Origin of the sequence: Streptomyces sp. NPDC088707, from assembly GCF_044752725.1 — a bacterium.
GTDB lineage: Bacteria > Actinomycetota > Actinomycetes > Streptomycetales > Streptomycetaceae > Streptomyces.
The window spans coordinates 129,774-142,895 of record NZ_JBIVLV010000009.1; the positions used below are offsets into that span (position 1 = coordinate 129,774).

At 74.1% G+C, this 13,122-nt stretch carries 11 protein-coding genes; 7 read left to right on the forward strand and 4 right to left on the reverse strand.

Annotated elements, in window-relative coordinates; genetic code table 11:
• Positions 1-347 precede the first annotated feature (347 nt).
• From ACIP84_RS26030 to ACIP84_RS26045, 4 genes are all read right to left on the reverse strand, one after another.
• Complete coding sequence (locus tag ACIP84_RS26030; RefSeq protein WP_355961803.1) at positions 348-824, reverse strand: hypothetical protein; 477 nt, start codon at positions 822-824, stop codon at positions 348-350.
• Positions 825-2,122: 1,298 nt separating this feature from the next.
• Entirely contained in the window at positions 2,123-2,404 is a 282-nt protein-coding gene (locus tag ACIP84_RS26035; protein WP_030324038.1) for a hypothetical protein, read from the reverse strand.
• Between the two features lie 260 nt (positions 2,405-2,664).
• Positions 2,665-3,540 (reverse strand): hypothetical protein, encoded by an 876-nt coding sequence (locus ACIP84_RS26040; RefSeq protein WP_401800731.1) that lies wholly within the window; start codon positions 3,538-3,540, stop codon positions 2,665-2,667.
• A gap of 277 nt (positions 3,541-3,817) precedes the next feature.
• The gene (locus ACIP84_RS26045) at positions 3,818-4,057 is read right to left on the reverse strand and encodes a chaplin (protein ID WP_030324034.1); all 240 of its coding nucleotides are present in this window, start codon (positions 4,055-4,057) and stop codon (positions 3,818-3,820) included.
• Between the two features lie 403 nt (positions 4,058-4,460).
• On the opposite strand from ACIP84_RS26045, the gene ACIP84_RS26050 reads away from it, so the two are divergent.
• The 7 genes from ACIP84_RS26050 to ACIP84_RS26080 all read left to right on the forward strand — a co-directional run bounded on the left by ACIP84_RS26050 (position 4,461) and on the right by ACIP84_RS26080 (position 13,109).
• Positions 4,461-5,495: a DUF3344 domain-containing protein gene (locus ACIP84_RS26050; protein ID WP_401800734.1), complete on the forward strand. Its 1,035-nt coding sequence runs from the start codon at positions 4,461-4,463 to the stop codon at positions 5,493-5,495.
• A gap of 1 nt (position 5,496) precedes the next feature.
• Positions 5,497-6,633: a glycosyltransferase gene (locus ACIP84_RS26055; RefSeq protein ID WP_355961796.1), complete on the forward strand. Its 1,137-nt coding sequence runs from the start codon at positions 5,497-5,499 to the stop codon at positions 6,631-6,633.
• Positions 6,630-8,078 (forward strand): sugar transferase, encoded by a 1,449-nt coding sequence (locus tag ACIP84_RS26060; protein WP_355961794.1) that lies wholly within the window; start codon positions 6,630-6,632, stop codon positions 8,076-8,078. Before ACIP84_RS26055 ends, ACIP84_RS26060 begins: the two co-directional genes overlap by 4 nt.
• A gap of 2 nt (positions 8,079-8,080) precedes the next feature.
• Complete coding sequence (locus ACIP84_RS26065) at positions 8,081-9,394, forward strand: O-antigen ligase family protein (RefSeq protein ID WP_355961791.1); 1,314 nt, start codon at positions 8,081-8,083, stop codon at positions 9,392-9,394.
• Positions 9,395-9,545: 151 nt separating this feature from the next.
• On the forward strand, positions 9,546-11,279 hold the full coding sequence (locus ACIP84_RS26070) for a lipid II flippase MurJ (RefSeq protein ID WP_355961999.1): 1,734 nt from the start codon (positions 9,546-9,548) through the stop codon (positions 11,277-11,279).
• Positions 11,176-11,979 carry a polysaccharide deacetylase family protein gene (locus tag ACIP84_RS26075; protein WP_355961789.1) on the forward strand — a complete coding sequence of 268 codons (804 nt, stop codon included), beginning with the start codon at positions 11,176-11,178 and terminating at the stop codon, positions 11,977-11,979. The genes ACIP84_RS26070 and ACIP84_RS26075 overlap by 104 nt, the downstream gene beginning before the upstream one ends.
• The gene (locus tag ACIP84_RS26080) at positions 11,976-13,109 is read left to right on the forward strand and encodes a glycosyltransferase (RefSeq protein WP_401800737.1); all 1,134 of its coding nucleotides are present in this window, start codon (positions 11,976-11,978) and stop codon (positions 13,107-13,109) included. The genes ACIP84_RS26075 and ACIP84_RS26080 overlap by 4 nt, the downstream gene beginning before the upstream one ends.
• Positions 13,110-13,122: the final 13 nt, after the last annotated feature.

Genomic DNA, 13,122 nt, shown 5'->3' on the forward strand with positions numbered 1-13,122 from the left:
GACGTGGAAAGCGACCGCAGGAATCACGGCCGTCAGTCCCGTTCAACGTCGTACCACGGACCGGGTCACGGCCGTTGGGCCGAAAGGGAAGAAGGAAAACCGAAAAATTGGCCCGCGGGCCGAAAACCGTCCGCCGCCGGATACGACGGGACGGCCTCGGTCCACGGGCCGTGGCCATGCGACAAGCCTCCTCTTGCAACGAACGAAAGCCCTTCCGGTGGCGGGGAAGAATCGTGTCTTCACCCACCGGGCCGCCGATCGCACAGAAGAACGAAATGGGCACGGGCAGAGAGGAACGGCCTTTCGCACACCGCACCTCGACGGGTCGCGCCGCCCGCGCCGGCGCGTCAGCGCGCCTCGGGCGCCAGACCGAGCTGGGAGTCCAGCGCACCGCTCACCATCGGGGGCAGCAGGCCGACCCGGGGCTTCGCCAGGTCCGGCAGGCCCGCCAGACCGTCGCCCTCGGGCGCGACCACCGGGTTCCCCACGACGGCGCCCGGGGTGGCCGCCGCCATCTCCGAGTGCGGGGTGGCGAAGAGCGCACGGCCGGGCTCGCTGTCCTTCACGACCTCGGGCAGCGGGGCGTCCACCACCGTCGCGGGGAGGGTGCCGGTGAGCGGCACGCTGGGCAGTGCGAGGTCGGGCAGCGAGCCGATGCCCTTCTGGAAGCCGGTGGGGGCGCCGGGCATCGGGACGGGTACGCCGGTGGCCACCGTGGGGGCGTCCATCGGGAGCACCGGGTCGAGCCCCTGGAGGGGCACGATCACCGGCGCCTCGACGGCCGAGGCCGGGGCGGCCAGGGCGGCGGAGGCGAATGCGGTCATGAGGAGTCCCATGCCGGCGTGAGAGCGCAGAGTCATGTTCTGACAACGAGACCTTCGGGGGAACGACTCCGGAACTCCCCCATGTGCAGCAACGGACGAGGCCCTCACCGGTGACGGTGAGGGCCTCGGTTGACGCTCGGCCGGTGTACGGCGTCAGTGGCGCCGGGCGATCCGGCCACCGCGGAGGTACACGACGGTGCCGCCGACGATCAGTGCGGCACTGATCGCGGCCGCACCCATGAGCGCGGTCTCGCTACCCGTGTCGGGGAGCTCGGGCGGGGAGGTGGGCGGCCTGGTCGTCGGATGCGTCGTCGGCTCCTCGCAACCGGGCTCCGGCTCCTCACCCGGCGCGGGCTCCTCGCACTCACCCGGGTGGGTCGGCGGATGCGTCGTCGGGGGGTGCGTGGGCGGGTGCGTCGTGGGAGGCGTCGTCGGCGGGTGCGTCGGAGGATGCGTCGTCGGCGGCGTCGTCGGCGGGTGCGTCGTGGGAGGCGTCGTAGGCGGCGTCGTCGGGGGGTGTGTGGGCGGGTGCGTCGTCGGCGGCGTCGTGGGAGGCGTCGTCGGGGGGTGCGTCGGAGGATGCGTGGTCGGCGGCGTCGTCGGCGGGTGCGTCGTGGGAGGCGTGGTCGGCGGCGTCGTCGGGGGATGGGTGGGCGGGTGCGTCGTCGGCGGCGTCGTGGGAGGCGTCGTCGGCGGGTGCGTCGGCGGGTGGGTCGGCGGGTGCGTGGGCGGGTGCGTGGGTTCACCCGGATGAGTCGGCTCGCCGGGGTGCGTAGGTTCACCCGGCTCGTCGCCGTAGCCGCCGGGGTCCTCCGCCTGGTCGCAGAGGTCACCGACGGCCGCGGCGGCGAAACCGCCGAGTTCCATGCTCTTTCCGCAGACGTCCGCAGGCAGCGGGGCCTGGACATGACCGGCGTTGCCGGGGCCCGGACCGTCGCTCGTACCGGCCTGGGAGTTCGCGGCCAGGGCGAATCCGCCGCTCAGCGACAGGATGCCGGTCGCTGCCGCCGCGGTGAGTACTTTCCTGCTGATGATGGACCGCATACCGCTCTTCCTCTGGAGAAAGGGAGAGGCCGGCGAGGATCCCCCCTCGCTCCGACCGGCCTGATCCACGCCGACGTTCGCGTGGGACTGGCCAGAGGGTATGGGTCGGCGAACCCCGTGCAACGGGGGCCACACGGCAGCTGATCAGAAAATCATTCGATCAGCCGACCGTGGGAGAGGGCGGCGTCAGGCCGCCACAAGTGCCCGCGATGGCGGGGTTGCTGAGGCGACGTCAGTCGGGCGAGGGCCCGGTGTCAGCCACCGACCGGCAGGCCACCGCCGACCGGGAGGCCACCCAGCAGCGAGCCGCCCTTAGTGGTCTCGTTCAGCTGGGTCGCGGTGTCCGTGACGGTCTTGACCGGGGAGCCGTCCGTGGTGCTGCTCAGGACGTCCGACTTCAGCCCATTGGCGGCGATCGCTTCGAGGCCACCGTTCAGGCTGGTGGGGGTCAGCGCCTCCGTGGCCATGGCGGGCGCGGCAGCGCCGAGGGCCATCAGCGAACCGGCGACGACCGCGGCGACCTTGGTGGGCTTCATGGGATGAGTCCTTCCTCTATACCTTCAAGTCACGTACTGCACAGGGCTCTTGGGCGAATCCCGCGCACTTTGTTCTGCTTCTGTAACGAACGGCGTGCCGCACGGAAACTCCGGAAGGAAGGATTTCTCGACACTGCACCCGATCGATGCGGACCGGTGCTATTTGCCGATCGGGCACCGCCTCTGCCGGGCCGCGCCAGCGCCGCGCACGCCTGTGCCGGCCCGGCGGGACGCCGGGCCGGCACGAGGGCCTGCGGGTCCTACCGGACCGGCAGCGGGAGCGTGACCGGCAGCTCGGGCACGTCGACGGGCGGGTCGACGGGCAGCTCGGGCGGGGTGACCGGCAGCTCGGGCGGGGTGACCGGGAGCGTGGGCAGCGCGGGCAGTCCGGCCAGGTCGGGAGCGGGCAGGCCGCTGCCGAGGACCGTGGCGACGGCCAGGTTGACCAGTGAGGTCAGGGTCGCCGTGACCTGCGGTACGACTGCGCCGGCCTCGCCGGAGGTGACCGCGGCGAGCAGGGCGGCGACCGCCTTCTCGACCGTGGCGAGGGCGTCGTCGACGACGTCCGCCGGAGCGGCCGCCTTCCCGGCCCACGCGGCCTTCGCGCCGGCCGCGACGGGCAGGGTCACGGGTGGCTTCACCGGCAGGGCCGGGGCTTCCACGGGTGGCGCCGCCGGAAGCTCGACGGGGGTCTCCACGGCCGGCGGCGTGACGGGGAGCTCGGCCGCGGGCGGCGTGACCGGAAGGTCCGTCGACGGCGGCGTGACGGGAAGGTCCGTCGACGGCGGCGTGACGGGCGCGTCCGGCAGCGGGGCCGGCGCGGCGGCCTTGGCCTCGTCGACGGCTGCCGCGATCTTGGCCTTGAGGGTGTCGGCGTCGGTCGCCGGGAGCTGACCGGAGTCGGCCTTCAGCGCGGCCGTGACGAGTTCGGTCACGGGCGTGGTCACCGAGCCGAGCTCTCCGAGCGCCTCGGCCTGGGCCAGCAGGGCGGCGGCGTCGGGGAGGGGTGCGCGGGCGGCCCGTTCGGCCGCGGTGGACGGATGGTGTTCGTCGGCGATGGCGGGTCCCGCCGTGCCGAGGGTGATGGCGGCGGATATCGCCAGGGCGGTGATGCGGCGCGTGGCCAGGGGACGCATATGTGTTCCTTTTCCTTATGCGTCGGACAACTTCCCTCTCACCGTGCCTGCGGGTATAGCGCTACGCAACCGCAGAACTACTGAGCGCCACGCCTCCGTTCGAGTGAATCCCCGCCTCGAACATGCCCCCCGAAGGGGCGTACGCCGTTGCACCGACCGGCGCACGACGGTGCCGCCGAACGAGTACCGACCCCATGACCACAAGGAAAAAGCCGGTGCGCCCACCCCGTCGGGAGTGGGCGCACCGGCTTCGGAAGGACTGATCAGGCGTGCCGGATCAGGCGTTGACGCAGGTGTTGCCGAAGGTCGGGTTCAGCGCGCCGATGACGCTGACGGTGTTGCCGCAGAGGTTGACCGGGATGTGCACCGGGACCTGGACGACGTTGCCGGAACCGACACCGGGGGACTTCACGGCCGCGCCCTCGGCGCCGGCGTCGGCGGTGGCGGCACCGGCGGCACCGGCGACCGCGGCGGCGGCACCCACGGTCAGGACAACGGCCTTGGCGATACGGGACATGGGGAAGTGCTCCTCGATCGAAATTCAACGTGGACTGCGCGGACTGTTCGGCCCGGCTCTCTCAACAACGCCTCGGGTTTTCATCGGTTGCTCTCCCGAACGGGTGACGTTCAACCGATCTTTGGGCCATAGGAGGGCCATTGGAGGGAGTGGGCGTGGAATGGCGCAACACGCTCAACGAGGAACCTGCCGCGTGGATACGGGAGTTAGCGTTTCCAGGCATCTAATGCTTACTATCGCCCCGCGTCGGGGTTATAACGTTCCCGAACGTTGCTTCCGGGCCCGCCGCGCGTTCACCCATTTCGTGCGGACGACACCTTCCCCTCTCCCGGCCTTCACGGGTCTTCCCTTCCTTCTCTCATCAAAGCGGAGAACCTGTATGCGGAATTCAGCGGTTCTTGCTGTGCGTCGCAGCGTGTTGTGCGCCCTGTCGTGTGCGGCGCTGTCCGCCGCGCTGCCGGTCGCCTCCGCCTCGGCCCCCCGGCCCGGGGAGGCGAGCCGCGTCCCGTTCGCCGCGCGCTACCAGTCCGTGCAGCACGGTGGGGTCGTGCGCGCGGCCAACTCCTCGGCGAAGGGCGCGAAGGGCACCGAGTCGGTCAACGACGACGCCGCGATCGCCTACGTCGACGTGGACAGCGACCCCAACACGTACAACTCCAGCCGTGCCGAGCTCGCCGTTCCCGCGGGCGCCCGGGTCAGCTGGGCCCGTCTCTACTGGGGCGGCAACCTGCGGGTGGGCGAGCAGAAGCCGCCCGAGGACAACGGCCGGGTGCTGATCGCCGAGCCCGGCGGTGCGTACAAGGCGCTGCTCGCGGACACCCTGATCGGGCACCGCACGGCCGACGGCGCCGACGCCTTCCAGGCCTCCGCCGATGTCACCGAACTGGTCCGTTCCTCCCGTTCGGGGCAGTGGACGGTCGCGCAGGTCAACGTCGCCATGGGCCGGTCGGCGGTCGGCGGCTGGGGTGGCTGGACGCTCGTCGCCGCGTACGAGAAGGCGTCGGAGCCGCTCCGCAGGATCGGTGTCTGGGACGGATTCGAAACGGTCGGCCCACACTCCGGCGAGCTTCGCGTACCGCTCGACGCAAACCGTTACGGCAAGGCGACGAACGGCAGTCTCGGGGTGATCGCCTATGACGGCGACCGGGGTACTTCCGGTGATTACCTGGCGGTGGAAACACGCCGCTCGAAGAGCTTCCGGCTCTCCGATTCCGCCAATTCCGCGGACGACGTGATGAACTCCAGCATCACCGAATTCGGCACCGGTCGTACCGTCCGCTCACCCGACGGTACGAACACTCTCGGGTACGACTCCGACGTCTTCGATCTGCGGGGGGCACTGCGCGACGGAGCCGACCGTGTCCACGTCCGGTCGGGGAGCCGGAAGGACACCGTCTGGCTCGGTGCGCTCTTCTTCCAGGCGGACGTCCGGCGCTGACGTGCTGCCTTCACGAGACACGGACCTCGGGTCCGTCACCGTCCTGCACGCGGTCCAGCCCGGTGACGGCGGGGTCGCCCGTGTCGTCACCGACCTCGTCCGCGCCCAACTGGCCGCCGGCCTGCGGGTCGCGGTCGCCTGCCCACCGGACACCGTCCTCGCCGCCGCCGTACGCGCCGAGGGGGCCGACACCCATGTCTGGCGGGCCGGCCGGAACCCCGGGCCCGAACTCGTCCGCGAGACCCGCGGCCTCGCCCGGGTGATCCGCGCCGTCCGCCCCGGACTCGTCCACGCGCACAGCGCGAAAGCCGGGCTGTGCGCCCGACTCGCCCTGCGTGGACGGATCCCGACGGTGTATCAGCCGCACGCCTGGTCCTTCGAGGCGGTCGAGGGAACGACCGCCGCGCTGGCCCGGCGCTGGGAACGCTTCGGCGCCCGCTGGACCGACCGGATCCTCTGCGTCAGCGAGGCCGAGCGGCGCACCGGCGAGGCCGCCGGGATCACGGCCGACTGGTCCGTCGTCCACAACGGTGTGGACGTGGCCCGGTTCGCCACCGGAGGCCCTCCCGGCAACCCCGTGCCCACCGTCGTCTGCGTGGGGCGGCTCTGCCGCCAGAAGGGCCAGGACGTGCTGCTCGCCGCCTGGCCCGCCGTCCTCGCGGAGGTGCCGACGGCCCGTCTCGTCCTGGTCGGTGACGGCCCCGACGGCGACCGGCTGCGCGCCGCCGCCGGCCCCTCGGTGCGCTTCACCGGAGCCGTCCACGACACCGTCCCCTGGTACCGGGCCGCCGACGTGGTCGTCCTGCCGTCCCGCTGGGAGGGCATGGCGCTCGCGCCGCTGGAGGCCATGGCCGCCGCCCGGCCGGTCGTCGTCAGCGATGTCGACGGGGCCCGCGAGAGCCTGCCGCCCGCCCATGAACCCCTGTGCCTGGTCCCACCCGAGGACCCGGCCGCGCTCGCCACCGCTCTGGGCCGCCTCCTCGGCAGGCAGGAGCTCCGGCACCGCCTGGGCCGCGAGGCCCATGAGCACGTACTCAGCAGATTCGATGTCCGGCGCACCGGCGCGGCCGTCGCGGACGTCTACCGCGAACTGGCCGGAGTGCGAGGCACCGAGCACAGAGAGCCGATTGCGCAGTGACCACCGAAAGCACCAGCGTCCCTCCCTCCCCCGGCCCCTGGCCCACGGCAGGCCAGAGCTTCGGCCTCGCCTCCCTCGCACCGCGCCGCGGCAGGACCGACCGGCTCGCCCTCCCGTACCGCCCCGCGCGGTCGCGGTCCGGCGTGCTGCCGCTCGTCGCGGTCGACGCCCTGGCCGTCCTGTCCGCCGCCACGCTGCTGAGCGGGGCGCACCACGACGCCCGGCTACTGCTGCCGATCGTGGCGCTCGTCCTCGTCCTCGACGGGCACGCGGGGCTGCACCGCCCGGCCCCGCACACCCGGGCCCTCGACGAACTGCCCGCGCTGGCCTCCCGGGCCGGCGTCGCCTGGTGTCTGGCGGCGGCCGCGGTGGCCGCGTACTCCCCGACCCTGGCGATCGGACCGCTGCGGCTCTGCGCCGCGTACGCCACGCACGTCGGCGTCGTGGTCCTGGTCCGGGCACTGCTGCTCGCCCGGCGGCGCCGGATCGCCCGCGCCCACCCCCGGTCGGCGCTGGTCGTCGGCGGGGCGGGGGCCGCGCGCCGGTTCGCCTCCGCGGCCGCCCAGCATCCCGAGTACGGGGTACGGCCGGTGGGCATCGTCGGCGTGCCCGAGCAGGGCCGCGCGCACCGGCCGGCCGGCGAGGCCGGGCTGCCGGTGCTCACCACGACCGAGGAGATCCACCGGGCCGTCATCCAGAACACCGTGCGCGACGCGGTGTTCCTCGACGACGACCCGGCGCTCGTGGCCCTCTTCCAGAACTACGGCTGCACGACCTGGCGGGTCGGCGGACGCCACCGGACCGGCCCCATGGGCGCGCACATGTGGGGGTACGCCTGGCAGCGGGTCGCCCCGCCGGTCGAGCGGCGCGGTCTGCCCGCCAAGCGCGCCCTCGACATCGCGCTCGCCGCGCCCGCGCTGGCGCTCGCGCTGCCGGTGCTGCTGCTCTGCGCGCTCGCCGTGCGGCTCGCGGACGGTCCCGGGGTGCTGTTCCGGCAGGAGCGGGTGGGCCGGCACGGGAGGCACTTCACGCTGCTCAAGTTCCGCACGCTGCGTCCCTCCGACGACACCGAGTCGGCGACCCGCTGGAACGTGGCGGGCGACCGGCGGATGAGCGCGGCCGGGAGCTTCCTGCGGAAGAGCTCGCTCGACGAGCTGCCACAGCTGTGGAACGTGCTGCGAGGCGACATGAGCCTGGTCGGGCCGCGGCCCGAACGCCCCTACTTCGTCACCCAGTTCAGCAAGATCCACGCCGGGTACGCGGCCCGGCACCGGATGCCCGTGGGGCTGACCGGTCTGGCGCAGGTGCACGGGCTGCGCGGCGACACCTCGATCGAGGACCGCTGCCGCTTCGACAACCACTACATCGACCACTGGTCGCTCTGGCAGGACGTCTGCATCCTGCTGCGTACGGCGGCCGGACTCGTCCGACCCACAGGGAGCTGAGGATGGCCACGGCCGTGACGGTGCCGGCGCTCGCCCCGGACGACGTACGGGACTGGGCGCGCAGGGCCGGGGCGCTCTCCCCGGTCCTCGCCGTGATCGCGCTGCTGCTCGTCCCGGGCGGCGGCGGCGCGCAGGGCGGCACCGGCGGCACGGGCACGGTCGCCGACGCGGCCTCCGGGCTGCTCGTCCTGATCTGCCTCGTCCGGGTGCTGCGCGGCGGCGCCCGGCCGCTGACCCGGACGGCGGCCGTCGTCCTCGGCCTGCCGGTCCTCGGGATCTGCCTCGCGGCGATCACCTCGAACGACCCGGCAGCGAGCCTGCCGGGCGTCGCCCGGTACGTACAGATCTTCGTGCTCGTCCCCGCCGCCGTGCTCCTGATGATCCGCGACCGGCGGGACTTCGCCGTGGTGGCCTGGGGTCTGGTCGGGCTCGCGCTGCTGCAGGGCGCGGTCGGCGTCGCCCAGTACCTGACCGGCACCGGTGCCTCGTACATGGGTGAGGACATCCGGGCCGTCGGCACCTTCGGGCCGACCGATGTGATGGGCATGGCGACCGTCGTGTCGTACGGGCTCGTCGTCGTCACCGGGATCGCGCTCGGCAGCGGACCGGGCCGCACCCGGACGGCGGCGCTCGTCTGCGCCGGACTGCTCTTCGTGCCGCTCGTGCTGTCGTTCAGCCGGGGCGCGTGGATCGCGACCGTGCTCGCCTGCGGGGCCCAGCTGCTGCTCTCGGGGCCCCGGCGGGCCGCGCGCGTGGCGCTCGCCGCCGGCGCGCTCGGGGTGGTCCTGGTCGGCGGGCTCGGCATCGGCTCGGCGATGGTGAAGGAGCGGGTCGCCAGCATCACGCAGGTGGCGGGCGCGCCCGACCAGTCGGTGACGGACCGGTACACGATGTGGGCCGCGGCCGGGCGGATGTGGGCCTCGGAGCCGGTCACCGGCGTCGGCCTCAAGGGGTTCCCGCAGTACCGCGACTCGAACGCCTCCCTCGCCCTGTCCTCCGGCAGCGACACGGCCGGCGCGGGCGCCGCCTTCGCGCGTCAGCCGCTGCTTTCCCCGCACAACATGTACCTCCTGGTCCTCAGCGAGCAGGGTCTGTTCGGGCTGCTCGCCCTCGCGGGCAGCTGGCTGGCGCTGCTCGTCGGCGCGCTGCGGCGGCGCCGCCTCGGCGCGGACTGCGCGCTCGTCGCGACGGGCCTGCTCGGCTGGCAGCTCATCGACTTCTTCTACGCGGACATCGGCGGCCCCTCGACGGTCCTGATGTCGGTCGTGCTGGGCCTCGCGGCCTGGTGGGCCCTCGCGGAGGTCCGGCGTGCGTGACCCGTGGGCCGGGGAACCGGAGCCCACGGACACCCCGCGGGCCGGTGAACCACGCCCCACGGGCGGACCGCCCTGCGGCGCCCCGCCGACCGACCCCTGGCCGACCGCGCCTCCGGGCCCCACGGACTCCCCGGGGCCCTCGGAGGCCGTCGTGCTGCCGGGGACCCCCCGGCCCACCGGCCGCCGCGCCCACGCGCGCGGCCGGACGGCCAGGACCGGCGCGCCCGAGGGCCGCGGCTTCCTCGCGAAGGCCGCCGCCGTCACCGCCGGGCTCACCGCTCTCGGGGCGCTGCTCGGGCTCGTACGGGACCAGATCCTGGCCGGGTACTTCGGGGCCGGCGCCGAGACGGACGCGTTCCTCGTGGCGTGGACCGTGCCGGAGTTCGCCTCGACGCTGCTCATCGAGGACGCGCTGGCGCTGATCCTCGTGCCCGCGTTCTCCCGCGCCCTGGCCCGCCGTTCGAGCGGTCTGTCCGGCGACCCCGTGCGCGCCCTCGTGCGCGGCACGCTCCCCCGGCTCACCCTCGCCGTCGGTGTCGTCGCCGCCGTCCTGGTCGCCGCCGCCCCGCTGATCGTGGGGGCGCTCGCGCCGGGGCTGCCCGACCCGGGGCTCGCGATCGACTGCACGCGGCTGACCGGGACCTGCGTCCTGACCTTCGCCCTGGTCGGCTACTGCTCGGCGGCGCTCCGCGCGCACGGCTCGTTCCTGCCACCGGCCACCATCTACGTGGCGTACAACGCCGGCATCATCGGCACCATCCTGCTGTTCCGCGAGCCGTGGGGCGTGCGCTCGGCCGCCGCCGGGGTCGCCGTCGGCGGGATCCTGATGGTCCTCGTCCAGGCCCCCTCGCTCGTCCGGGAGCTGCGCGCCCGCCCCGTACCCGTGCGGGAGCCCGAGGCGCTCACACCCCCCTCCACCGGTGAGGGCCGCGTCCTGGTCCTCGGTCTGATCGCGCCCGTCGTCGCGTTCTCGCTGTCCCGCCAGTCCCAGACGCTGATCGAACGCTTCCTCGCCTCACCGCTGCCCGCCGGCGCCATCTCGCATCTGAACTACGCGCAGAAGGTCGCGCAGATGCCGATGATCCTGTCCCTGATGCTGTGCACGGTCAGCTTCCCGGTGGTCGCCCGCGCCCTCGCGGCGGGCGAGACGGAGGCGGCCCGCCGCCGCGTCGAGCGGGACCTGCTGCTCGCCGCCGTCGTCGTCCTGGTCGGCGCCTCGACGGTGATCGCGGCCGCGCCCCGGATCGTCGAGCTCCTCTTCGAACGCGGCGAGTTCACCCGTGCCGACACCGTCGCCACCGCCGCCGTCATGCGGGTCTACGCCCTCGGGCTGCTCGGCCAGACGATGGTGGGCGCCCTGGTCCGCTGCTACTTCTCCGCCGCGCGCCCGCTCTGGTACCCGGCCGCCGCGATGGCCGCGGGGCTCGTCACCACCGCCGCCGCCGGAGTCCCCGGCGCCCACTACTGGGGCGCCGTCGGCATCGCCGCCGCCAACGCCCTCGGCATCACCCTGACCGCGGTCCTGCTGCTGCGCGGCGCGCACCGGCAGGCCGTACCGGTCCACGTCGACCGGCTCGGCGAGGGGCTGCTCCGGCTCGCCACCGCGGGCGCGTGGGCCACCGGCGCCGGCTGGCTGTGCTCGCTCGCGATCGGCCCCGCCGCCCTCGCCGTCGGGGTGGCGGGCCTGGCCGTGATCGGCGTCTTCCTGATCTTCATCGCCTGCGCCGCCAAGGCGCCCGAGATTCCGCCCCTGCCCCGCTCCGCCTCCCGGAGGACCCCCCATGCCCGCCGCCACCGCGCTGAGCCGTCTGCTGCCGAAGCCGCCCCTGTGGATGAAGCCGCCCCCGTGGGTGGCGATGTACCACTCGATCACGGACACCGCTGACGATCCGTACCGGGTGACCGTCTCCCCCGTGCGCTTCGCCCGGCAGCTGCACTGGCTGGGCGACCGGGGACTGCGCGGGGTGTCGGTCCGGGAGCTGCTCGCCGCCACCGCGGAGGGGCGCGCCGACGGACTCGTGGGGCTGACCTTCGACGACGGGTACGCGGACTTCCTCGACTCGGCGCTGCCGCTGCTCCGCCGGCACGGCTTCACGGCGACGGTGTACGTCCTGCCGGGACGGCTCGGCGGCGAGAACAGCTGGGACACGGAGGGTCCGCGCAAGCCGCTGCTCACCGAGGACGGCATCCGGCGGATCGCCGAGGCCGGCATGGAGGTCGGCTCGCACGGGCTCACGCACGTCGCGCTCACCCAGGCCGACGACGCGGAGCTCGCCGCCCAGACCCGGCAGAGCCGCGCGCTCCTGGAGGAGATGACCGGCACCACCGTCGAGGGCTTCTGCTACCCGTACGGGAAGGTCGACCCGCGCGTGATCCACGCCGTGCGCAGGGCCGGCTACCGCTACGGCTGCGCGATCGACCCGGGCCCGCACACCGGCACGTACGCCCTGCCCCGGGTCCACATCGGCGAGGGCGACACCTCGTGGCGGCTCACCGCCAAGCGCCTCCTGCACCCGCTGCGCCGCCGCCACCCGGCCGACCTGATCCCCGCCCGGTACGGCCCCGCCGTGGTCGGTGCCTCGTGAAGGTCCTGCACGTCATCACCGGGCTCGGCATCGGCGGCGCCGAGCAGCAGCTGCGGCTCCTGCTCCGCCATCTGCCGGTGCGGAGCGGTGTGGTCACGCTCACCAACCCCGGCGCCGTCGCCGCCGGCATCGAGTCCGACGGCACCCCCGTCACCCATCTGGGCATGGCGGGCAACCGTGACATCGGCGCGCTCCCCCGCCTCGCCCGGATCGTCCGGCAGGGCCGCTACGACTTGGTCCACACCCACCTGTACCGGGCCTGCGTGTACGGCAGGACGGCGGCCCGGCTCGCCGGCGTGCGGCCCGTCATCGCCACCGAGCACTCCCTCGGCGAGTCCCAGATCGAGGGCCGGCCGCTCTCGGCGGGCACCCGGGCGCTCTACCTCGCGTCCGAGCGGCTCGGCACCTCCACGGTCGCCGTCTCCCCCAGCGTCGCCCGCCGGCTCGCCGCCTGGGGGGTGCCGCCGGACCGCATCCGGATCGTTCCCAACGGCATCGAGACCGACCGCTTCGCCTTCGACACCCGCGCCCGCCGCCTCGCCCGGGCCGCCCTCGGGCTGCCCGAGGACGCCTATGTCGTCGGCGGGGTGGGGCGGCTCACGCCCGGGAAGCGGTTCGAGCGGCTCGTCCGGGCCGCGGCCTCGATCCCGGACGTCCGGCTGCTCCTCGTCGGCGAGGGCGACCAGCGCGCGGAACTCCTCCGGGTGGCCCGCGAGTGCGGCGCCGCCGACCGGGTCCTGCTCGCCGGGGCCTGCGAGGACCCGCCGAGCACCGACCGGCCCGGACCCTCGCTGCCCGGACTGCTCGCCGCCATGGACGTCTTCGTGTCCACCTCCCCCGACGAGACCTTCGGGCTCGCCGTCGTCGAGGCCCTCGCCGCCGGGCTGCCCGTCCTGTACGTGGCCTGCCCGGCCGTCGACGACCTGGCACCGGCGGCGGCACCGGGCGCCCGCCGGATCGGCGAGTCCGTACCCGAGCTGATCTCCGCGCTGCGCGGCGTCCACGACGCCCGCCCGGCCCGGTTCCCGCTGCCGGCCGCCGCCCGCCGCTACGACATCGCGCACAGCGCACAGCAGTTGATGTCCCTCTACGACCAGGCCGTCCACGGCACCCCCTCCCCCGCGAAGTGAGAGAGCCCGTCCC

What these genes read in the sequence shown, in the direction of transcription:
- ACIP84_RS26030 (WP_355961803.1), bottom strand. Translation starts at nt 824, where the DNA reads ATGACCGCATTCGCCTCCGCCGCCCTGGCCGCCCCGGCCTCGGCCGTC.
- ACIP84_RS26035 (WP_030324038.1), bottom strand. Translation starts at nt 2,404, where the DNA reads ATGAAGCCCACCAAGGTCGCCGCGGTCGTCGCCGGTTCGCTGATGGCC.
- ACIP84_RS26040 (WP_401800731.1), bottom strand. Translation starts at nt 3,540, where the DNA reads ATGCGTCCCCTGGCCACGCGCCGCATCACCGCCCTGGCGATATCCGCC.
- ACIP84_RS26045 (WP_030324034.1), bottom strand. Translation starts at nt 4,057, where the DNA reads ATGTCCCGTATCGCCAAGGCCGTTGTCCTGACCGTGGGTGCCGCCGCC.
- ACIP84_RS26065 (WP_355961791.1), top strand. Translation starts at nt 8,081, where the DNA reads ATGGCCACGGCCGTGACGGTGCCGGCGCTCGCCCCGGACGACGTACGG.
- ACIP84_RS26075 (WP_355961789.1), top strand. Translation starts at nt 11,176, where the DNA reads ATGCCCGCCGCCACCGCGCTGAGCCGTCTGCTGCCGAAGCCGCCCCTG.